The organism is Actinomadura napierensis, from assembly GCF_039529375.1.
Taxonomy (GTDB): domain Bacteria; phylum Actinomycetota; class Actinomycetes; order Streptosporangiales; family Streptosporangiaceae; genus Spirillospora; species Spirillospora napierensis.
The window spans coordinates 1-21,620 of the sequence record NZ_BAAAMR010000143.1; the positions used below are offsets into that span (position 1 = coordinate 1).

A 21,620-nucleotide genomic window follows, 5' to 3' on the forward strand; every position below is an offset into this window, starting at 1 on the left:
GGCGCGGCTGGAGCGCGACGCGGCCGCCGCGGTCGGCGCGCAGCGCAGCCGGGGCGCGCTGGCGTCCGGCGAGCCGATCGAGGGCGTGCCGGTGTCGGACCCGGGCCGGCTGCGCCAGGGCTGACGGCCGCCCGACAGGCCGCACACCCCCAGCCCGAACCGAGCCCTGAAAGCCCGCTATGAAGCCCAGCCACACCGCCGCGCCCGACGGCCGCATGCCGCTCATGGACCATCTGCGCGAGCTGCGGAACCGGTTGATCAAGGCGATCCTCGGGCTGGTGGCGGGCGCGCTGGTCGGCTGGCTGTGCTTCGGGCCGATCTGGGACTTCCTGAAGAAGCCGTACACGCGGATCCCGAAGGAGCACTGCCTGGCGGGCAAGTGCGACCTGGTCGTGCACGGGATCTTCGACGGGTTCTTCATCCACCTGAAGGTCGCGCTGATCGTCGGCGCGGTGCTGTCGTCGCCGATCTGGCTGTACCAGATCTGGGCGTTCGTGGCGCCCGGGCTGTACAAGCGCGAGCGCCGCTGGACGTACACGTTCATGGCGGCGGCGGTCCCGCTGTTCTGCGCGGGCGCGGCGCTGGCGTACCTGACGATGGACAAGGGCCTGAAGATCTTCATCGGGCTCGCGCCGGGCGACACGACCGTGCTGGTCGGCGTGCAGGACTACCTGGGCTACGCCCAGGCGATGCTGCTGATCTTCGGGTTGACGTTCGAGCTGCCGCTGTTCGTGGTGATGCTGAACCTGGTCGGGGTCCTCACCCACGAGCGGATCCGCAAGTCGCGGCGGCTGCTGGTGTTCGGGGTGTTCGTGTTCGCGGCGGTCGCCACGCCCAGCCAGGACCCGTTCACCATGCTGGCGCTGGCGCTGCCGACGGTGGTGCTGTTCGAGTTCGCCGAGGTGCTGGCGTTCTTCCACGACCGCCGCAAGGTGCGCCGCCCCGACCCCGACGCGGAACTGTCCGACGACGAGGCGTCCCCGCTGGACCTGGAGGCGATCGACGCCGAGCTCGAGGGCGGCGGCCGCGCCCGCTGAGGGTTCTGGAGGGCGCCCCCGCAGCTGGGGCGGGGGATGCGGCGGGGACGCGCGGGAAAACCGGTCCCGAATTGGGAATCGGGCCGGTCGAAACCGTAGGCTCGATGGCATGACCTCCCCCGACACCGCGCCGGCCGCGCAGAGCCCGGCCCAGCGGTACGCGGCCTACCGTTCGCGCACCGCAGGGAACGGCCCGGCCCTGCTGGACTTCCGCACCCTGTACGACTTCGAGCTGGACGCGTTCCAGATCGAGGCGTGCCAGGCGCTGGAGGACGGCAGCGGCGTGCTGGTCGCGGCGCCCACCGGCTCCGGCAAGACGGTCGTGGGGGAGTTCGCGGTCCACCTGGCGCTGACCGGCGGCACCAAGTGCTTCTACACCACGCCGATCAAGGCCCTGTCGAACCAGAAGTACGCCGACCTCGTCCGCCGGTACGGCCCCGGGAAGGTGGGGCTGCTGACGGGCGACAACAGCGTCAACGGCGAGGCGCCGATCGTGGTGATGACCACCGAGGTGCTGCGCAACATGCTGTACGCGCAGTCGCCGACCCTCGCCGGGCTGGCGTTCGTGGTGATGGACGAGGTGCACTACCTCGCCGACCGGTTCCGCGGCGCGGTCTGGGAAGAGGTGATCATCCACGTTCCGGACTCGGTGCGGATCGTGGCGCTGTCGGCGACGGTGTCCAACGCCGAGGAGTTCGGCGAGTGGCTGCACGAGGTCCGCGGGGACACCGCGGTGATCGTGGACGAGCACCGGCCCGTCCCGCTGTTCCAGCACATGCTGGTGGGGACGCGGCTGTACGACCTGTTCGTCGACACCGGCAAGGGCAAGGACCGGCAGGCCCGCCTGAACCCGCAGCTGACGCGGATGGCGGTGGAGGAGGTCCGCCGCGCCAAGGTCAACCAGGGGCGCCGCACCGGCCGCCGGCGGGCGCCGCGCCCGCAGCGGTTCCGGCCGCCGGCCCGCCCCGACGTGATCGAGCGGCTGGAGCGGGCCGGGCTGCTGCCGGCGATCACGTTCATCTTCAGCCGCGCCGGCTGCGACGCGGCGGTGCTGCAGTGCCTGCACGCGGGGATCCGGCTGACCTCCAAGGAGGAGGCCGAGGAGATCCGCGCGCATGTGGACCTGCGCACCTCCGACATCTCGCCCGAGGACCTGCGGATCCTCGGCTACACCGACTTCGTGGAGGCCCTGCAGCGCGGTGTCGCGGCGCACCACGCGGGGATGCTGCCGACGTTCAAGGAGGTCGTCGAGGAGCTGTTCACCCGCGGGCTGATCAAGGCGGTGTTCGCCACCGAGACGCTCGCGCTCGGCATCAACATGCCGGCCCGCACCGTGGTGATCGAGAAGCTCGACAAGTGGAACGGCGAGGCGCACGTCGACCTGACGCCGGGGGAGTACACGCAGCTGACGGGCCGGGCGGGGCGCCGCGGCATCGACGTGGAGGGCCACGCCGTGGTGGTGTGGGGCCCGAGCGTGGAGCCGGCGTCGGTCGCGGGGCTCGCCGGCACCCGCACCTACCCGCTGAACTCCAGCTTCCGGCCGTCGTACAACATGGCGGTGAACCTCGTCGGCGCCGTCGGGATCGAGCGCGCCCGGACGCTGCTGGAGGAGTCGTTCGCGCAGTTCCAGGCCGACCGGGCCGTGGTGGGGCTGGCGCGGCAGGTCCGCAAGAACGAGGAGGCCCTGGAGGGGTACGCCAAGGCCGCCGAATGCCATCTCGGCGACTTCATGGAGTACGCGGCGATGCGGCGGCGGCTGTCGGACCGGGAGGCGGAGCTGTCGCGCGAGCGGTCGTCGTCGCGGCGCGCCGAGGCCGCGAAGTCGCTGGAGCACCTGCGGCCCGGCGATGTGATCCTGGTGCCGTCGGGGCGGCGGTCCGGGCTCGCGGTCGTCCTCGACCCCGGGGTGGGGCGCCGTTCGGACGGGCCGGCGCCGCTGGTGCTGACGGTGAACCGGTCGGTGCAGCGGCTGTCGATCCAGGACTTCCCGCGCGCCGTGGAGCCCGTCGACCGGATCCGCATCCCCAAGTCGTTCAGCCCCCGCAACCCGCAGGACCGCCGCGACCTGGCGTCCACGCTGCGCAACAAAGTGCCCGACGACGTCCGGGAGCGGCGCCGCGGCCGCGGCGAGTCCGCCGCCGACGACGCCGAGATCGCCCGGCTGCGCGCCGATCTGCGCGCCCACCCGGTGCACGGCTGCGGCAAGCGCGAGGACCACTCCCGCTGGGCCGAGCGGTACCACCGGCTGGACCGCGAGACCGAGCAGCTGCGGCGCCGCGTCGAGGGCCGCTCCCAGGTGATCGCCCGCACCTTCGACCGGGTGTGCGCCGTCCTGCAGCAGCTCGGTTATCTCGAGGGCGACGACGTCACCGCCGAGGGCCGCCGGCTCGGCCGGATCTACAACGAGCTGGACCTGCTGACCGCGGAGAGCCTGCGCGCCGGGCTGTGGGAGAAGCTCGACCACGCCGAGCTGGCCGCGTGCGTGTCCGCGCTGGTGTACGAGTCGCGGCAGCCCGACGACGCGACCCCGCCGCGCACCCCGACCGGCCCGTCCCAGGACGCGCTGGCCGCGATGGTGCGGCTGTGGGGCGAGCTGGAGGCCGTCGAGCGCGACAACCGGGTGTCGTTCCTGCGCGAGCCCGACCTGGGGTTCGCGTGGACGGCGTACCGGTGGGCCAAGGGCGACGACCTCGACGAGGTGCTGCTGGAGAGCGACCGGACCGCCGGCGACTTCGTCCGCGCCGTCAAGCAGCTGCTGGACCTGCTCGGCCAGATCGTCGACGCCGCGCCGGAGAACAGCCACCTGCGAAAGACGGCCCGCCGCGCCATGGACGCGATGCGCCGCGGCGTCGTCGCCTACACCTCCGTGGGCTGATCAGGCGTCCTGCTCGGCGGGCAGGGCGAGGTCGGCGGCGACGACGGCGGCGAACGCGCCGCGGGCGGCGACCGCCACCCACAGGACGGGGGCGACCGCGGCGAGCACGACCCAGCCGAGGCCGTCGACCAGCGCCGAGGTCAGCACCGCGACGACGGCGGTGCCGCCGCCGATGAACGCCGCGACGAGCCCGGCGCGCAGCGGGCCCGGGCCGTCGGCGCCGGCGTCGGTCAGCCCGAACTGGTGCAGCACGCACATGATCAGGCACAGTGAGCCGAGTGCGAGCGCGCCCGTGGCGTACAGGGCGACGGCGAGGCCCGAGGTGAGGAAGCCGCCGACGTGCGCGGCGATCGGGCCGAGGTCGCCGACGTTCAGGAACGGCGGGAACGCCCGGTGGTCGGCGCGGTCGGTGGACAGGAACCGCTTCCAGCCGCCGCCGTCCGGGCCGTGCACGATCGCCAGGCACAGCAGCAGGCACGCCAGTATCACCTGGCAGGTCGCCCAGCGGATCCGCCCGGCGACCAGGAGACCGCGCGTGACCAGGAACCCGGCGGCGGTCAGCGCGACCTCCCCGGCCGCCAGGGCGGTGAGGAAGCCGTGCGAGACGTGGCCGCGGTACTGCAGCGTCGCCCACTGCGGGTAGGCGGCGGTGACGAACACGCTCGTCGGGACGAACACCAGGACGCTGTAGGCTATCGCGAGGGCGAAGTGGCGGCCCCCGGTGGCGCCCGCGACGCGCGGCGCCCGGCCCGGCACCGGCTCGGCGTCCCGCCCCTGCCGGGCGTCCGGCTCGTCGCAGGTGTCGGCCGCGTCCGCGCGGGCGCCGCGCAGCTGGTGGGCGGCGGCCAGCGCGATGCCGGCGCCGGCCGCGTACGACCACGGCAGGTCGGCGTAGATGCCCAGCATTCGGTGGTCTCCGGGCGGTCAGGGGCGGGCCTGGCGGCGACGCGCGCGGCGGCTGGCGAGGGTGCGGTCGACGCGGTGCCGCGCGAGCCGGACCAGCAGCGGGCGCGGCGGGCGGCGCAGGAACGCCGGGGTGAGGTGGTGCAGGTCGGTGGCGGTGCGCAGGACGATGTCGGGGGCGCGCCGCCGGTTGCGGGTCCAGGGCAGCCCGTACTGGTCGCGCAGCGGTTCCGGCAGCAGCGCGGTCGTGACGAGGCGGAACACCATGAGCGCCGGGGCGAGCGCGCGCAGCTTGCGCGGGTACAGCACGGCGGCGGCGACCTCGCGGGCGGCGTCGGTGACCTCCAGCGACGCCACCGTCTCGGCCATGTAGGCGCGGAACGCCGCCAGGTCGGGCGGCTGGGCGTCCAGCGGGCAGCCGAGGACCTCCGCGACGATCCGCGCCTGCCGGTAGTACTCCTCCGCCAGGTCCGGCTCGTCCTCGCCGGGCCGCATCACGTGCTCGTAGATGTACAGGGCCGAGTCGATGAGGGTGGCGTTCACCCACAGCTGCAGGTCCGGGTCGTTGCCGGAGTAGCCCTCGCCGCGGACGGCGGTGTGGACGCCGCGGACCTTCGCGGCGATCCGCGCGACCTGGTCCGGCGTCCCGAACGTGGTGACGAGCAGGAAGTCCAGGGTGCCGAACAGGCGGGCGAGCGGCCGGTCGGCGAAGTCGCTGTGCTCGGCGACGCCGCGGGCGACCCCCGGGTGCGCCAGCTGCATGAGCAGGGCGCGGCCGGCGCCGAGGCCGATCAGCGGTTCGGCGGCGAGGGCGCCCAGCACGTCCCGGTCGGCGAGGCGCTCGGCGAGCCGTTCGCCCATCGGCACGGAGACCGGTGTCGCGGCCGGCGCGGGGGTGGGCGAGGTGCGGGGGGTGGTCACGGGGCCTCCCGGTGGTCGGCGGCCTGGTCCTGCCGCCATCCTCCCGCAATTATTGGCAGGGCGTCAATAAAGGCGGGTGGCCGGAGAGCGGCGGCGGCGGGTCCCACCGAATCGTCGCCATTTATCACCGCAACGCACGAAAACGTGCACCGAAGTGGGCGGACGATGGCACAATCGAGGCTTCTGTCAACCCCCGAGGGCAGTGGGACCGCCGGTGCGGCGCCGTGACGGCGGCCACCGGGCCGCCCACGCGCTCCGTGAGAAAGGTCCAGCCCCGTGGCCATCCGCGACAAGATGCGCGCCAACGCGGCCGACGTCCTGCAGCCGGGCGAGAACGTCCAGGCCGTGTTCGGAGCCCAGACGACCAGCCAGTACTTCGCCCTGCTGTCCTACTGGATCATCCTGTTCACCAACGCCTACCGGGTCGTGGTGGTCACCGACCGGCGCATCCTGGTGTGCCGGTCCGGGCGGATGCGCATGACCCCCGTCAACGAGGTGCTGCGCGAGCTGCCCCGGCACACCCGGATCGGCCCGCCGTCCGGCCTGTGGTGGCGCTGCGACTCGCTCGGCGAGCGCCTCTACGTGCACAAGCGCTTCCACAAGGACGTCAACGCCGCCGACGGCGTCGCCGTCTGACCCGCCCTCGGGACCCGTAACCCCGGGAGCCGTCGCCGGGGTCCGCGCCCTCACGCCGGAGCCCTCCCCGCACCCCCGCGGGGAGGGCTCCGGCGTCGCCGGGCGGACGCGGTCACGGCGCCGCCGCCAGGATCGCGTCCGCGACCTGCCGGGGATGCGACACCAGCGAAAGGTGGCGGGCACCAGGGACGACCACGGGCGGCGGCGCGCCGATCCGCCGCGCCGTCTCATAGGGGGCCTTGCGGGAGAACACGTCGTCCTCGGCCCCGAAGACCACCGCCTTGGGCGTCCGGATCCGCGCCAGCTCCGCCACCCGCGCCGCCGGCAGCCCCACGACCGCCTGCATCCGCCACACCGCGTCCTCCGCGCCCGGCATCTGGAACGGCCGCCGCCACTGCTCCACCCCCGCCCCGTCCAGCCGGGGGCACGACGGCCCGCACTGCGCCCCGTAGATCTTCCGGATCGCCCAGTCCGACCGGACGACCAGCCGGGTCAGCGTCGTCCGGTACGGGTCGCGCAGCAGGAACCGCAGCTTGTCGGCGCCCTCGCCGGCCCCGGTGTCGAGGGCGTCGCCGTCCAGGAACACCAGCCCGGCCGCCCGCCCCGGCGCCTTCAGCGCCGCCGCCGCGATCACCCCGGCGCCGCTGGAGTGCCCGACCAGCGCCGCCCGGTCCAGTCCCATCGCGTCCAGGAACCCCAGCAGCTGCGCGGCCTGGTGCGCGGTGTCGAACGGCCCGCGCCGCTCGCTGTAGCCCCACCCGGTCAGGTCCAGCGCGTACACGCGGTGCCGGGCCGCCAGCAGCGGCGCGACCCGCGACCACGTGTCGGCGGACTCGAAGGCGCCGTGCACCAGCACCACCGGGGTCCCGCTCGCACCCCACTCGCGGTACCGGGTCCGGATCCCGTCCGCCTCGGCGAAGCGGGCCCCGGCCGGCGGCCCCGCCCGTCCCGCCGTCGCCGCGTTGTAGGCGAAGGAGAACACCGTGACGGCCACCAGCAGCAGCACCACGGCGACCAGCAGCCGCCGGCCCCACCGGAGCAGCCGTGAACCCCGCCGGGGCCCGCCGGGCTCCGGCGCCCGCGCGGCGGTCGCGGCCGACGACGATGCGGATGGTTCGGGCACAGCGGTCATCGCACTCCTTCGGGGGATACCGATCATCCTGCCCGGAACGCGCGTGCTCAGGCGTCCCGCGCCGGGCGCAATCCCGACTGCTCCCGGCGCCGTACGCCGGACCGGTCCGCGCCCGCCGATCCCCTACCGGAGGTGGAGGCGCATCGGCTCACGGGAGGATCCGCGCGGACCGCGCGGCGCGCTACTGTGATGCCGATCACTGGAACCGACCCCCGGGACGCGCGCATGATCGAGGCGGAGCACCTCACCAAGCGCTACGGCGACAAGACCGCCGTGGACGACCTGTCCTTCACCGTCGTCCCCGGACGGGTGACGGGCTTCCTCGGCCCCAACGGCGCCGGGAAGTCGACCACCATGCGGCTGCTGCTCGGGCTGGACCGCCCCACCCGCGGCGACGCGCGCATCGCCGGCCGGCACTACCGCGACCTGCCCGCGCCCATGCGCGTGGTCGGCGCCCTGCTCGAGGCCCGCGCCGTGCACACCGGCCGCAGCGCCTACAACCACCTGCTGTGCCTGGCCCAGACGCAGGGCATCGGCCGCCGCCGCGTCGACGAGGTCGCCGAGCTCGTCGGCCTCACCGAGGTCGCCCGCAAGCGCGCCGGCGGCTTCTCCCTCGGCATGGGGCAGCGGCTCGGCATCGCCGCCGCGCTGCTCGGCGACCCGTCCGTGCTGATCCTGGACGAGCCCGTCAACGGCCTGGACCCCGAGGGCATCGTCTGGATCCGCACCCTCATGCAGCGGCTCGCCGGGCAGGGCCGCACCGTGTTCGTCTCCAGCCACCTGATGAACGAGATGGCCGTCACCGCCGACCACCTCATCGTCATCGGCCGCGGCCGGCTCATCGCCGACTGCTCCACCGAGGAGTTCATCGAGCGCAGCACCGAGAAGATGGTGATCGTCCGCAGCCCGGACGCCGCCCGCCTCGCCGACGTGCTCGCCGCCGAGGGCGCCAAGATCACCCCGGACGGCGGCACCGGCCTCACCGTCACCCACATGGAGGCGCCCCGCGTCGGCGAACTCGCCGCCGCCGAGCACATCGTCCTGCACGAGCTGACCCCGCGGCGCGGCTCCCTCGAGGCGGCGTTCATGGAACTGACCCGCGACAGCGTCGAGTACGGCGCCGCCGCCGACCCGGCCGCGTCCGCCGCGCCCGTCATGCCGCCCGCCCCGCCCACCATGCCGCCCGCCGATCCGGACGCCGCGCCCGCCGAGAAGGGGGAGATCCGATGACCGCCACCGCCGAGCCCGCCGCCGCGCCGGCCGGCGACCCGCCGGAGTTCGCGCGGCCCGGCTTCGGCCGGCTGCTGATCGCCGAATGGACCAAGATCCGCTCGGTCCGCTCCACGCTGTGGTCGCTCATCCTGCTGGTCGTGCTCGACCTCGGCTTCACCGCGCTGTTCATGGGCCTCACCGTCGGCCAGTGGGACAAGACCGACGCCGGCGACCGCGCGCAGCTCGCCGCCGACCCCGTCTCCGCCATCCTCGGCAGCGGCTTCTTCCTCAGCCAGCTGACCATCTGCGTCCTCGGCGTGCTGGTGATCGCCTCCGAGTACTCCACCGGAATGATCCGCGCCAGCCTGCTCGCCGTGCCGCGCCGGCTGCCGATGCTGTGGGCCAAGGCCGTGGTGTTCGGGCTGATCGTCCTCGTCCTCGGCGTTGTCGTGTCGTTCGTGTCGTTCTTCATCGGCGCCGCGATCCTGCACGGCAAGGCGGACGTCTCGCTCGGCGACCCCGGCGTGCTGCGCGCCGTCGTCGGCGGCGGCCTCTACCTGGCCATGCTCGGGCTGTTCGCGCTCGCGATCGGCGCGATCGTCCGGCACCCCGCCGGCGGCATCACCGGCGTCATCGGCTTCGTGCTGGTGCTCGCGCCGCTCGCCGCGCTCCTGCCCGGCAGCCTCGGCGACCACGTGCACGCCTACCTGCCCTCCGAGGCCGGCCAGCTGATCGCCAAGGCGCACCGGGGCAAGGACGACCTGCTCACGCCCTGGCAGGGGTACGGGGTGTTCGCCGCCTGGACCGCCGTGCTGATGGCCGCCGCCGCGGTCGTGCTCAAGCGCCGCGACGCCTGACGCGCCCCCGCCCGGCGGGCCCGCCCGCCGGGCGGTGAGCCCCGGGGGCGGTCAGCCGCCGGAGCCGAGGGCCGTGCGGAACCAGACGACCTTGCCGCCGGCGGTGGGATGCCAGCCGCGCGCCACCGACAGCGCCTGCACCAGCAGCAGCCCGTAGCCGTGCTCGTCGCACTCGCCGGGGGAGCGGCGCCGGGGCGGCCGCGGGTCGGCGTCCGACACCTCGCAGCGCAGCGTCCCGGCCGCCGTGTCGGCCTCCAGCCGCAGGTGCACGGGCGGGCGGCCGTGGGTGAGGGCGTTGGCGACCAGCTCGTCGGCCAGCAGCAGCACCACGTCCGCACCGGCCGCGTGGCCCCATTCGCGCAGGACGTCGCGGATCCGGACGCGGACCGCGGCGACCTGCGCGGGATCGTCGGGGACCGGCCACCCCGTGGTGGTGCGCACGGTCTCACCTCTGTACGGCGGTGGGACGGGGGCGGGCGCCGCCTGCGGGCGCGGCGACCCGGCGGGCCCGGCGCCGCCGCGCGGGGACGGGGCCGTGATCCCGTACCGACACGGTAACGCCGTCCCGCCCGATCGGCCAGAAAGTTCCGGAACCCGCACCGGCGGGTCAGGTGTTCACCGCGGACTCCGTTCCGTCCGCACGACCGTTGCAGCATGCAACGGTTCCGGGCTACTCTGTTGGTCAGATGCTTTAAGCAAATGACCAAGACGAGGGAGGCGGAATGGCGTCCGGTGAGGTGCCGACCCGGGTGCGGCTGCTCGAGGCGGCCGTCGCGGTGATGGCCGAGAGCGGCTGGGCGGCGGTGACCTCGCGCGCCGTCGCCGAGCGGGCGCAGGCCAACAACGCGCTCGTGCACTACTACTTCGGCTCGGTGGACGCGCTGCGCCGCGCCGCCGTCATGCACGGGATCGAGCGGGAGCTGGAGGGGCCGGTCAACGCGATCCTGCAGGCCCCGGACGTGCTGGACGGCGTGGACCAGGCCGTCGCGGTGCTCACCGCGGGCGGCGGCCCCGGCCAGCGGGTCATGGCCGAGGCGCTGGTGGCCGGGCTGCGCGACGGGGAGCTGCGCGAGCAGAGCGCCGTCCAGCTCCGGATGTTCCGGGACCTGCTGGCGGCCCGGCTCGCCGCCGACCGCGACGCCGGGCGGCTGCGCCCCGACGCCGACCCCGCCGGGCTGGCCGTCGTCATCGCCGCGCTGCTGGACGGGCTGCTGCTGCACGCCCTGATGGACCCGGCGACCGACACCGCCGCCGCGGCGGCGTCCATCACCGCGCTCCTGCGCGCCGCCGCGCCCGAACAGACCCCCGATGCCCCGCCCGGCGGACCGGCGGAGCGTCCCCCTGCCGACGAAGGAGACGATGACGATGCGGCACGGTAGTGATCAGGCCCTGGCGTCCGAGCGGGACGGCGCGAGCGGACGCGCGGCGGTATTGCTGCGCGGGGCGTCCAAGACCTACGGCAAGGGCCGCGCCGAGGTGCACGCGCTGCGCGACGCCGACCTGGAGGTGCCCGAAGGTGAGCTGGTCGTGCTGCTCGGCCCGTCCGGGTCGGGCAAGACGACTCTGCTGAACCTCATCGGCGGGATCGAGCCGCCCACCGCCGGCGAGGTCGTCGCCGGCGGGCACGACATCTCGCGCCTCGACGAGGACGGCCGCACCGCCTACCGGCGCGACACCGTCGGGTTCGTGTTCCAGTTCTTCAACCTCGTGCCGTCGCTGACCGCGCTGGAGAACGTCCGGCTCGTCGCGGAGCTGACCGGGCGCGGCGACCGCGAGCGGTCCGCCGCCGCGCTCGCCGCCGTCGGCCTCGCCGAGCGCGGCGCCCACTTCCCCGCGCAGCTGTCGGGCGGCGAGCAGCAGCGCGTCGCGATCGCGCGCGCCGTCGCCAAGGACCCGTCGCTGCTGCTGTGCGACGAGCCGACCGGCGCCCTCGACCTGGAGACCGGACGCGGCGTCCTGCGGGTGCTGCAGGACCTCAACGGCGAGGGCCGCACCGTGCTGATCGTCACCCACAACGCCGCGATCGCCTCGATGGCCCACCGGGTCGTGCGGATGCGGTCCGGCCGGATCGTCGAGGTCACCGGGAACGCCGCGCCCGCGCCCGCCGAGGAGGTGACCTGGTGAGCGTGCTGACCGTCAAGCTCCTCCGGGACCTGCGGCGCCGCCCCGCGCAGCTGGTGTCGGTGGTGGTGCTGGTGATGCTCGGCGTCGCGCTGTTCGGCGCGTCCTACGACGCCTACAAGAACCTCGACTCCGGCTACCAGCGGCTGTTCGAGCGGTACCGGTTCGCCGACCTGACGGTGTCGGGCGGCGACACCGCCGCGATCGCCCGCACCGCCGCCGCTCAGCCCGGCGTCGCCGCGACCGCCGCCCGCACCGTCGCCGACGTGCCGATGCGCATGCCCGACGGCAGCACCCTCGTCGGCCGCGTCATCGGCATGCCCACCGGATCGCAGCCCGCCGTCGACAAGGTCAAGGTGCTCAAGGGCCGGTACCTGGACGCGTCCGCGCCGTCCGGTGTCCTCGCCGAGAAGCACATCGCCGGCCACGCCCACCTCACGCCCGGGACCAAGGTGGGGGTGTGGCACGGCGGCTCCTGGCAGCAGATGGACGTGCGCGGCACCGCCTCGTCCACCGAGTACCTGTGGCCCGCCGCCAGCCGCCAGGACGCGCTGCCCGCGCCCGGCTCGTTCGGCGTGCTGTTCGTCCCCGAGCCGCTCGCCGAGAAGATCGCCGGAACCGCCGCGCCGAACCAGGTCGCCGTCTATTACACCGGTGCCGGACGCGGCCACGCGGACCGGCTCGGCGCCGCCCTCACCGCCGCCGCGCGCGGCCACGGCTCGACCGCCGCCGTCGCCCGCGCCGACCAGCCCAGCAACGCCGCCCTCGCCGAGGACATCAAGGGCTTCGCCGAGCTCGCCGTGCTGTTCCCGCTGCTGTTCCTGGCCGCCGCCGGCGTAGCGGTCTACGTGGTGCTGACCCGCCGGGTCGCCCGCGACCGCGTCGTCATCGGCACCCTGCGCGCCAGCGGGTTCCGCCGCCGCACCGTCGTCGCCCACTACCTGGCGACCGGGCTCGCGGCCGGGCTCGCCGGCGCGGTCCCCGCGTCGCCGCCGGGGTGCTGCTCGCCGGCACCGTCACCCGGCTGTACGGCGACGCGATCGGCCTGCCCGAGACGTTCGTGTCCGTGCGCGCCGCGGCCGGCCTCGCCGGGCTCGGCTACGGGCTCGCCGCGGGCGCGCTCGCCGCGCTCGCCGCCGCGCTGTCGGCCGGCCGCGTCCCGCCCGCCGAGGCGATGCGCGGCATCATCCCGTCCGCCGGGGGACGCAGCGTCCTCGCCCGGCTGGGCCGCCTCGGCCGCATCGGGCGCCTCGCCCGGCACGGCCGCGCCGTCCCCGACCGCCGGGCTGGTGCTGCGCGGACCGACCCGCCAGTTCCGCCGCACGCTCTACACCATGACCGGGGTCGTCCTCGCACTCGTCCTCATCCTCGTCTCCTGGGGAATGCTCGACTCCTCCAAGGCCACGGTGTCGCGGCAGTTCGACCAGGTGCAGCGGCAGGACGCCGAACTGACCCTCGCCGGGCCCGCCGGCTCCAGCGACCTCGCGGGGCTCGCCGCCACCTCCGGCGTCCGCGCCGCCGAGCCGTCCGCGCAGGTCCAGGCGACCGTCACCGCCGGTGGAAAGGCGTACTCGACCGCGCTGGTCGGCTACCGCCCCGGCACCGCCATGCACCGGTTCCTCGCGCCCGGCGGCGGCGGCGCCCGCCCGCTCCCCGCGAGCGGCGTGCTGCTCGGCGACGCCATGCGCGGACGGCTCGGCGCCGCCGCCGGCGACCGCGTCACGCTGCGGCTGCCCGGCGGACGCGCCGCCACCACCACCGTCGCCGGATTCGTCGACGAACCGCTCGGCACCTACGCCTACGCCTCCCTCGCCCAGGTCGACGCCTGGGCGCCCGGCACCGCCGGCACCGGCCCCGGTCCCGGGAGCGGCGGGCGCCGCGACACCGCGCTCGTCCGGTTCGACCCCGGCGCCGACCGCGCCGCCGTCGAACACGCCCTTTCGGCCCGTCCCGGCGTCCTCGCCTACACCGACGCGCACGCCCTCGAGCACACCATGGACGGCTACATGAAGCTGTTCTACGTCTTCGTCGCCGTCATGCTGGCGTTCGGCGCGCTGCTGGCCTTCACCGTCCTGTTCGCCACCCTGTCGGTGAACCTCGCCGAACGCGGCACCGAACTGGCCACCCTGCGCGCCTCCGGCGTCGGCCGCCGCCGGCTCGCCCGCCTCGTCACCACCGAGAATCTCCTGGTCGTCGCGCTCGGCGCCATCCCCGGCCTGATCATCGGGCGGCTCGCCACCGGCGCGTTCCTCGGCGCGTTCAACAGCGACCTGCTGGCCTTCCACGCCGACATCCGGCCGGCCACGTTCGCCTGGTCGGCGCTGGCCGTCCTCGTCGTCGCGTTCCTTGCGCAGCGGCCCGGCCTGCGCTCCCTCGCCCGCCAGAACCTGGCGGCGCTCGTCCGGGAACGCTCCGGCTGACCCCGCCCGCACGGCAACGGCGGTGCCCGCGGGAACCGTCCCCGCGGGCACCGCCGTTGCCGTGCCGGATCAGGCGTACAGGCCGTCCAGCCAGCCCTGCCACGCCTTCCGGTTCGCCTCCTCGTCGCCAGCGGCGCCGGGCGCGAAGCGATGCAGCGCGATCCCCACCGGCGCGCTCCAGGCGTCGCGGCCGAAGAACCGGTACATCGCGTCCTCGGTGCGCAGCCCGAGGAAGTCGTCGTTGCGGAAGTCGACCACCGCGGTGGTCGCGCCGACGCCCGGCAGGTCCACCCGCACCTGGTCGCCTTCCGACGCGCCGTCCGCCGCGGACGTCCCCAGCCCGAGCCCCCGGCCCACCGCCGCGAACGAACCCTTCGCCGCGGACGCCTCCGGGCCCTGCACGTCGGTGTGCACCGCCGGCCGCCCCGCGAAGTGCATCAGGTACTGCCGCAGCGTGTGCAGGTAGAAGTCGGTGTGCTTGTTCGCGCCGTCGTACTGGTCGTCCCAGTTCTCCACGAAGATCCCGCTGTGCACGTAGCGGACCCACGACCGGCCGCCCTCGCGCGGCTCGATCAGGTGGTCGAGCTGGTTGAGCACCTGCCCGACCTCCCTCAGCTCCTCCGGGGACTCCGACCGGGCGACCAGCCGGCGCGGCGGGTCCCAGGCGGTCACCGTGGCGCCGAAGCCCGCCGCGCCGCCCTCGCGCGGCTCGTACTCGGTCGGCCACAGCCACCCCGCGGTGTTCACCGTGATCGCGTCCCACACCCGCTCCGGCGGCGCGTCCACCTCGAACTCGCGGACGATCTCGAATTCCTTCGCCATGACGTGCTCCTCGCCTTTTGCTCCGCGCGTTCCGCGCGTCCCGTTCCGTTCCTTGTGCCGTGCCGCCGCGCGGCGGCCGTTGATCCTCAGGACTCGATCGACTCGTCCCGGCCCTGCTCGTCGACGCCCGGCCGTCCGGCGGATTCCGCCTTGAGCGACGGGTGCAGGGCGATGACGACGCGGTGCCCTCGGCCGCTCTCCGCCGAGGCGTCGTGGTACTTGCGCACCAGCGCGCCGACCCCGGCGGTCAGCTCCTCGACGAACGCCGCCCGGTCGGCGGCCGAGGCGAACCGCACCTCCCCGTCCAGCGCGAAGGTGGCGAGCCGCTTGTTCGCCCGTTCCGCGCCGGTGATGAGCGCGCCCACGTCGCGGACCAGCCGCGCCGCCACCGCCAGCAGCCAGCGCGCCGACAGGGCGTCGCGGTGGCGGTCCGGGTCGGGCTGCAACCCGGGCAGCGCCAGCGGCGAGATGACGTAGGCCGCCGCCGTCGCCCGCATCAGCCGCTCGGTCATGTTGCCCTTGCGGCGCTCCTCGACCAGCTCCACCAGCCCGTGCCGCTCCAGCGCCCGCAGGTGGTAGTTCACCTTCTGCCGCGGCAGCCCGACCCGCGCCGCCAGCGCCGCCGCCGACAGCGGCTCGGCCAGCTCGGCCAGCAGCCGCGCCCGCATCGGGTCCAGCGACGCGGCCGCCGCCGCGGATTCCTCGATCACCGTCACGTCCAGCATGCGTCCATCATGGCCACCGACAAACTCGATTGTCAAGAAAAATGAGATTGTCGGTACGCGGGTTAGCCTGAGCCGATGAACCTCATCCCGGCTCCCCGCGGCATCGAGCGGACGGGCGGCACCGGCCCCTGGACCGGCGAGGTCCGCGCCCGCACCGACCCGTCCCTGCCCCCGGAGGGCTACCGGCTCGCCATCGGACCGGACGGGGCGGACATCACCGGCGGCACCGAGGCGGGGGTGTCCTGGGCGCGCCAGACGCTCCGCCAGCTGCTCGGCCCGGACGCCTTCCGCCGCGCCCCCGTCGAGGGGACGGCCCCCGAGGTCCCGTTCGCGGTGATCGAGGACGCGCCGCGCTTCGCCTGGCGCGGCCTCATGCTCGACGTCGCCCGGCACTTCCTGCCCAAGGACGACGTGCTGCGCTACCTCGACCTGATGGCCGTCCACAAGCTGAACGTCCTGCACCTGCACCTCACCGACGACCAGGGATGGCGGATCGAGATCGGACGGCATCCCCGGCTCACCGAGGTCGGCGCGTGGCGTCGCAGGACCCGGCTCGGCTGGGGCGAGCCCGCCCGCTGGGACGAGCGCCCGCACGGCGGCTTCTACACCCGCGACGACCTGCGCGAGATCGTCGCCTACGCCGCCGCCCGCCACATCACCGTCGTCCCGGAGATCGACGTGCCCGGCCACTCGCAGGCCGCCATCGCCGCCTACCCCGACCTCGGCAACACCGACGTGATCGACACGAGCGCCCTGGAGGTCGGGACCGCCTGGGGGATCTGCCCCAACGTGCTCGCCCCCACCGACCGGGTGCTGCGCTTCTACGAGGAGGTGCTGGAGGAGGTCCTGGAGATCTTCCCCGGCCGGTTCGTGCACATCGGCGGCGACGAGTGCCCCAAGGACCAGTGGCGTCGCTCGCCCGTCGCGCAGGCCCGCATCGCCGCCGAGGGCCTGGACGGCGAGGACGGCCTGCAGTCCTGGTTCATCCGGCACTTCGACCGGTGGCTCACCGCCCGCGGCCGCCGCCTGGTCGGCTGGGACGAGATCCTCGAGGGCGGCCTCGCCGAGGGCGCGGCGGTGACGTCCTGGCGCGGGTACGCCGCCGGGATCGCCGCCGCGAAGGCGGGCCACGACGTCGTCATGTGCCCCCGCCAGCACGTCTACCTGGACCACCGGCAGGCGCCCGGCGACGACGAGCCGGTCCCGCTCGGCTGGGTCCGCACGCTCGCCGACGTGTACCGGTTCGAGCCCGTCCCGCCCGCGCTGGCCGGCACCCCGCACGCCGCCCGGGTCCTCGGCGCGCAGGCCAACATGTGGACCGAGCTGACCGAGTCCCGCGACCGCGTCGACTACCAGCTGTTCCCCCGGCTGTGCGCGTTCGCCGAGACCGTCTGGTCGGACCTGCCGCCGCCCGCCGAACGCGACGCCGCCGGCCTCCTGCGCCGCATGGACGCCGCGCACTACGCCCGGCTGGACGCCCTCGGCGTCGCCTACCGGCCGCCGGACGGTCCGCGCCCCTGGCAGCGGCGGCCCGGGATCCGCGGCCGGGTCAAGCATGGCCCGCCGCCACAGGAATGATCAAGACCCTGGGTCAGCGGCGCGTTCCTGGGTACTCACCCCCCACGTACAGCGGCGCGCGGAAAGGAGACACGGGTGGCAGGCACGGGGGGACGGGACTCGCTGCCGAAGGCGCTGCGCGACTACGCGCTGATCGCGGACGGGGAGCGCGGCGTCCTGGTCGGGCCGCAAGGCGAGTTCGCCTGGATGTGCTTTCCCGCCTGGGACTCGCCCGCCGCGTTCTGCGGCCTGCTCGGCGGCCCCGGCGACTACGTCGTCCAGCCCGCAGCTGAACGCTGGGTGTGGGGCGGCTACTACGAGGACCACGGGCTCATCTGGCACAGCCGGTGGGTGACCGGCGACGGCGGCATGGTCGAGTGCCGCGAGGCCCTCGCCCGGCCCGCCGACCGTGACCGCGCCGTCGTGCTGCGCCGCTGCCGGGCCGTGCGCGGCACGGCCCGGATGCGCGTCCTGCTGGACGTGCGCGCCGGCGAGCGCGCCGAGCGGATGCGGGACCTGCACCACCACGGCGCCGAGTGGACGGCCCGCAGCGGCACCGCGCGGATCCGCTGGCGCGGCGGCGACGAGGCGGTGGTGCGGGAGAACGCCGACGGCGGCCCCGTCCTCGCCCTCACCTTCGACCTCGCCGAGGGCGAGACCCGCGACCTGGTGCTGGAGATCGCCGAAGCGGGCGCCGCCGAGGGCCCCTTGGACGCCAGTGCCCTCTGGGACGCCACCGAACGCGGCTGGCGCGAGGCGGTGCCGTCCTGCACCGACACCATCGCCCCGCGTGACGCCCGGCTCGCCTACTCGGTGCTGACCGGGCTCACCAGCGGCAGCGGCGGCATGGTCGCGGCCGCCACCACCGCCCTGCCCGAACGTTCCGACGAGGGCCGCAACTTCGACTACCGGTACGCCTGGATCCGCGACCAGTGCTTCGCCGGACGCGCCGTCGCCGTGCACGGCGGGCCGCCGCACCTGCTGCGCAACGCCGTCGAGTTCGTCACCGCGCGCGTCCTCGCCGACGGCGACCGCCTCAAGCCCGCCTACACCGTCAGCGGCGGCGACATCCCGCAGCAGCGGGAGGCCGACCTGCCCGGCTACCCGGGCGCCACCGCCGTCACCGGCAACCTCGCGAGCGAGCAGTTCCAGCTCGACGCGCTCGGCGAGGCGCTGCTGCTGCTCGCGGTGGCCGCCGAACGCGAGCCGCCCGGCGCCGACCAGGTGAAGGCCGCCCGCGTCGCCGCCGACGTCATCGCCCGCCGCTGGCGGCAGCCCGAGGCCGGCATCTGGGAGACCCACGACGACCTGTGGACCCACTCGCGGCTCACCTGCGTCGGGGGGCTGCGCCAGGCCGCCCGGTACCTGGCCGGCCCGGCGGAGGCGTCCACGTGGAATGGTCTCGCCGACGCCATTCTCGACGAGACCACCCGCACCGCCCTCACGGCCGGCGGGCGGTGGAAGCGCGCCCCCGACGACGAGCGCGTGGACGCCGCGCTGCTCATCCCGCCGCTGCGCGGCTGCCTGCCCGACGACGACCCGCGCACCATCGCCACGCTGCAGGCCGTCCGCTCCGACCTTGTCCAGGAGGGCTTCGTCTACCGGTACCGGGTCGGCGGCGAACCGCTCGGCGTCGCCGAGGGCGCCTTCTCCCTGTGCGGCTTCTTCCTCGCCCTCGCCGAGCACCGCCAGGGCGAGACCGCCCGCGCCCTCGGCACCTTCGAGCGGACCCGGTCCGGGTGCGCCACCAGCGGGCTGTTCTCCGAGGAGTACGACGTCCAGCAGCGGCAGCTGCGCGGCAACCTCCCGCAGGCGTTCGTGCACGCGCTGCTGCTGGAGTCCGCCGCCCGCCTGCGCGACTGAGGCGTCCCGCCTGCGCGACTGAGGCGTCCCGCCTGCGCGACTGAGGCGCCCCGCCCGGGCGGCGGCCCGGGCGGGACGGGCCCTCAGGCGTCGGCGGGCTGCGCGGCGGGGGCCGCCACGCGCGCGGCCCGCTTCCTGGTCTCCACGCCGAAGACCGCGACGACCAGCACCGCCAGCAGCAGCGGGACGGCGCCGAGCAGCGCGGTCGTGTTGATCGACGGCACCGTCGCGCCCACCACCAGCACGATCGTGACGATGACGCCGCCGAGCTTGCCGACGCCCGCCGACAGGCCCGAGCCGCGCGAGCGGATCCGGGTGGGGTAGATCTCGGAGCTGTAGGCGGCCAGGACCGCGGCGATGGTGGCGGTTCCGACGATCGGGCCGGCCAGCAGGACGTACAGCCAGGTCCGGTCGTGCGCGAGGGACTCACCGGAGAAGGAGAACGCCACCAGCGCCGCCGCGGTCAGCGCGGTCAGCACGATGATCGTCTTCTTGGCGCTCCACAGCCCGTACATGGCGGCGGCGACGAACACCAGGGGCAGCCCCAGCAGCGAGGAGTCGCGCAGCGCTGCATCCGCCGACTTCTGCGCCAGGCCGAGCTTCTGCAGGTTGGAGGGGATCCACAGCTGGAACCCGTAGGTCACCAGCCCGATGCCGAGCCCCAGCACCACGACCGCGACGCTGAGGCCGGCGAACGGCGCCCGGAACAGCGGGGTGAAACCCGCGCCGTGCGCGGCCTCCTTGCGTTCCTCGGCGGGCACCGCGTCGGCGGCGGCGACCGCGTCCGCCGCCGCGCCGGGCACGGTCGTGTCCGCACCGGTCTCGGCCTGCGCTTCCGGGGCGTCCTCGATCGCGCCGTAGCGGGTCATGATCGCGCGGGCCTCGTCCTCGCGCCCGTGCGCCAGCAGGAACCGCGGCGACTCGGGGATCCAGTGGTTCAGCGCGATCAGCAGCACGCCGGTCGGCATCCCCAGCAGCCACAGGATCCGCCAGGAGTAGTGCGGCACCAGCGCCGACGACAGCGAGCTGGTGATGACGTAGGCCAGCGCCAGGTTCCCGCCGATCAGCACCATCACCCAGCCGCGGTGCCGGCCCGGGATCATCTCCGCCAGCAGCGAGAAGGTGATCGGCAGCATCCCGCCCGCCGCCAGCCCCATCAGCAGGCACATCGCCAGGTTCCACGAGAACGACGGCATCGCCCCGCACACGGCGGTGGTCACGAACATCACCCCGGCCAGCAGGATCGACGAGCGCCGCCCGATGTGGTCGCCCAGCCAGCCCCACAGGAACGAGCCGGCGACCGTGCCGGCGAGCCCGAACAGCGGCAGCAGCGCCACCGGCCAGTGCCCCGACGGGTTCAGCGCCGACTTCAGGCCGTACTCCTTGCCCATCCCCGGCGCCACGAACGACAGCGTGATCGGCTTCATCGCGTCGATCGTCACCGCCGTCGTCATCACGATCACCAGCCCGATGTGCGCCGGCCGGAACGGCGCGTCGTACGCCGCGCGGACGCCGGCCACCCCGTTGCGGCGGGACGCGGCCAGGCCGCGGGGGATGAGCCCGTAGGCGGTCAGCGCCAGGCCGACCACGATCAGCGCCATCCCGGTCAGCATCGGCGCGTCCATCGCCATGCCGCGCATGTGGTAGTGCATGTCCGCCGAATCGATGTACATCGGCAGGTGCAGGGCGACGCCCGCGACGCAGGCGATGAACCCGGTCCAGAAGGCGGGCGGATGGGCGAAGGTGATCCCGCCCATGGGCCGTGTTCGCATCAGTGTCCTTTCGGGAGGTGGCGCGGCCGGCGCACCGGCCGCGATCGAGCCGCCGTCGGGCTCGGTAGGGTGAGACGCCGCATGTGCCCGCGCGGTGCGCGTCCGGATCCGGCCAATCCGAATCAGACTTTCCGGTTGGACTCGAAACGGAACGTCCGGGCCAGACCGACCCGGACGGTCGCGCCGGGCGCCAGCTCGACGGGGGTGTCGGACGGCAGCCGGACGAACTCCGCGGCGCCGGGCGCGCGCACCGCCGTCCCGTTGGCCGAGCCGAGGTCGACCACGGCGACCTGCCATTCCTGCAGCCGGACCAGCACGTGCCGGCGCGAGATCGACTCCTCGGCGTCGGTCATCCGCAGTGGATGCGCACGGCCCTCGGCCACCTCCGGCGCCCGCTCCGGCCGCCGGCCGACCAGCTGGTCGACCTCCAGCGGGACCGCCTGCCCGTCGTCCAGCAGCAGCACGCCGAGCGGCGGCCGCGGCCCGTGGAACGGCGACAGCGTGAGCTGCAGCATCGAGATCCCGCAGACCGCGCAGTAGTGCGCGCGCGGATCGTTGAAATGCTCGTTCTTGCAGTTGACGCCGAGGACCTGCGGCCCGCCCGGACGCCGCTTCGGATGCCGGCGGATGAGGCTGACCTTCTCCTCGGGCGCGCCCTCGGCGCCCGCCGGCGTGCCGTCCACCGGCGTCGGCGGAAGCGGACCCCGCTCGACCGCCGTCGCCGGGGCGGGCGCGACCGCCGCGGGCCGCCGCGGCGCGGGCGGTGC

At 74.8% G+C, this 21,620-nt stretch carries 18 protein-coding genes; 10 read left to right on the top strand and 8 right to left on the bottom strand.

What is annotated here, in order from left to right; all coding sequences use genetic code 11:
- Positions 1–179 precede the first annotated feature (179 nt).
- Positions 180–1,037 carry a twin-arginine translocase subunit TatC gene (gene tatC, locus ABD296_RS43910; RefSeq protein ID WP_344282488.1) on the top strand — a complete coding sequence of 286 codons (858 nt, stop codon included), beginning with the start codon at positions 180–182 and terminating at the stop codon, positions 1,035–1,037.
- Positions 1,038–1,146: 109 nt separating this feature from the next.
- Positions 1,147–3,912, top strand: coding sequence for a DEAD/DEAH box helicase (locus tag ABD296_RS43915; protein ID WP_344282491.1), 2,766 nt, complete (start codon positions 1,147–1,149; stop codon positions 3,910–3,912).
- On the opposite strand, the gene ABD296_RS43920 is transcribed toward ABD296_RS43915, so the two are convergent.
- Together ABD296_RS43920 and ABD296_RS43925 are read right to left on the bottom strand one after the other, a co-directional pair.
- On the bottom strand, positions 3,913–4,818 hold the full coding sequence (locus ABD296_RS43920; protein ID WP_344282494.1) for a hypothetical protein: 906 nt from the start codon (positions 4,816–4,818) through the stop codon (positions 3,913–3,915). It abuts the gene before it with no gap.
- An 18-nt stretch (positions 4,819–4,836) separates the two neighbouring features.
- The gene (locus tag ABD296_RS43925; RefSeq protein ID WP_344282497.1) at positions 4,837–5,736 is read right to left on the bottom strand and encodes an oxygenase MpaB family protein; all 900 of its coding nucleotides are present in this window, start codon (positions 5,734–5,736) and stop codon (positions 4,837–4,839) included.
- A 276-nt stretch (positions 5,737–6,012) separates the two neighbouring features.
- Between ABD296_RS43925 and ABD296_RS43930 the strand changes: the two genes are divergently transcribed.
- A complete protein-coding gene (locus tag ABD296_RS43930; protein WP_344282499.1) occupies positions 6,013–6,372 on the top strand; it encodes a hypothetical protein in 360 nt (119 codons plus the stop codon).
- Between the two features lie 112 nt (positions 6,373–6,484).
- On the opposite strand, the gene ABD296_RS43935 is transcribed toward ABD296_RS43930, so the two are convergent.
- Complete coding sequence (locus tag ABD296_RS43935) at positions 6,485–7,504, bottom strand: alpha/beta fold hydrolase (protein WP_344282502.1); 1,020 nt, start codon at positions 7,502–7,504, stop codon at positions 6,485–6,487.
- A 225-nt stretch (positions 7,505–7,729) separates the two neighbouring features.
- On the opposite strand from ABD296_RS43935, the gene ABD296_RS43940 reads away from it, so the two are divergent.
- A complete protein-coding gene (locus tag ABD296_RS43940) occupies positions 7,730–8,734 on the top strand; it encodes an ABC transporter ATP-binding protein (protein WP_344282538.1) in 1,005 nt (334 codons plus the stop codon).
- Positions 8,731–9,573, top strand: a complete 843-nt coding sequence (locus ABD296_RS43945; RefSeq protein WP_344282506.1) for an ABC transporter permease — start codon at positions 8,731–8,733, stop codon at positions 9,571–9,573. The genes ABD296_RS43940 and ABD296_RS43945 overlap by 4 nt, the downstream gene beginning before the upstream one ends.
- Before the next feature lie 51 nt (positions 9,574–9,624).
- Here ABD296_RS43945 and ABD296_RS43950 read toward each other — a convergent pair whose 3' ends face one another.
- Positions 9,625–10,014 (bottom strand): ATP-binding protein, encoded by a 390-nt coding sequence (locus ABD296_RS43950; RefSeq protein WP_344282509.1) that lies wholly within the window; start codon positions 10,012–10,014, stop codon positions 9,625–9,627.
- Positions 10,015–10,295: 281 nt separating this feature from the next.
- Here ABD296_RS43950 and ABD296_RS43955 point away from each other — a divergent pair, with 281 nt between their 5' ends.
- From ABD296_RS43955 to ABD296_RS43965, 3 genes are read left to right on the top strand one after another with little or no spacing between them, the layout of a single operon-like run.
- On the top strand, positions 10,296–10,952 hold the full coding sequence (locus ABD296_RS43955; protein ID WP_344282512.1) for a TetR/AcrR family transcriptional regulator: 657 nt from the start codon (positions 10,296–10,298) through the stop codon (positions 10,950–10,952).
- The gene (locus tag ABD296_RS43960; RefSeq protein WP_344282515.1) at positions 10,933–11,697 is read left to right on the top strand and encodes an ABC transporter ATP-binding protein; all 765 of its coding nucleotides are present in this window, start codon (positions 10,933–10,935) and stop codon (positions 11,695–11,697) included. Before ABD296_RS43955 ends, ABD296_RS43960 begins: the two co-directional genes overlap by 20 nt.
- Positions 11,694–14,114, top strand: a complete 2,421-nt coding sequence (locus ABD296_RS43965; protein WP_344282518.1) for an FtsX-like permease family protein — start codon at positions 11,694–11,696, stop codon at positions 14,112–14,114. The genes ABD296_RS43960 and ABD296_RS43965 overlap by 4 nt, the downstream gene beginning before the upstream one ends.
- A gap of 69 nt (positions 14,115–14,183) precedes the next feature.
- Here the strand turns inward: ABD296_RS43965 and ABD296_RS43970 are convergent, their stop codons facing one another.
- Complete coding sequence (locus tag ABD296_RS43970) at positions 14,184–14,936, bottom strand: SRPBCC family protein (RefSeq protein ID WP_344282520.1); 753 nt, start codon at positions 14,934–14,936, stop codon at positions 14,184–14,186.
- An 86-nt stretch (positions 14,937–15,022) separates the two neighbouring features.
- Positions 15,023–15,661, bottom strand: coding sequence for an ArsR/SmtB family transcription factor (locus tag ABD296_RS43975; RefSeq protein WP_344282523.1), 639 nt, complete (start codon positions 15,659–15,661; stop codon positions 15,023–15,025).
- 75 nt (positions 15,662–15,736) lie between these two features.
- Between ABD296_RS43975 and ABD296_RS43980 the strand changes: the two genes are divergently transcribed.
- Complete coding sequence (locus ABD296_RS43980) at positions 15,737–17,239, top strand: beta-N-acetylhexosaminidase (protein WP_344282526.1); 1,503 nt, start codon at positions 15,737–15,739, stop codon at positions 17,237–17,239.
- Between the two features lie 75 nt (positions 17,240–17,314).
- The gene (locus ABD296_RS43985) at positions 17,315–19,081 is read left to right on the top strand and encodes a glycoside hydrolase family 15 protein (RefSeq protein ID WP_344282529.1); all 1,767 of its coding nucleotides are present in this window, start codon (positions 17,315–17,317) and stop codon (positions 19,079–19,081) included.
- An 83-nt stretch (positions 19,082–19,164) separates the two neighbouring features.
- Here the strand turns inward: ABD296_RS43985 and ABD296_RS43990 are convergent, their stop codons facing one another.
- Both ABD296_RS43990 and ABD296_RS43995 read right to left on the bottom strand, forming a co-directional pair.
- On the bottom strand, positions 19,165–20,853 hold the full coding sequence (locus ABD296_RS43990; protein ID WP_344282532.1) for an MFS transporter: 1,689 nt from the start codon (positions 20,851–20,853) through the stop codon (positions 19,165–19,167).
- 122 nt (positions 20,854–20,975) lie between these two features.
- The coding region (locus ABD296_RS43995) for an FHA domain-containing protein (RefSeq protein WP_344282535.1) at positions 20,976–21,620 on the bottom strand (645 nt) is incomplete at its 5' end.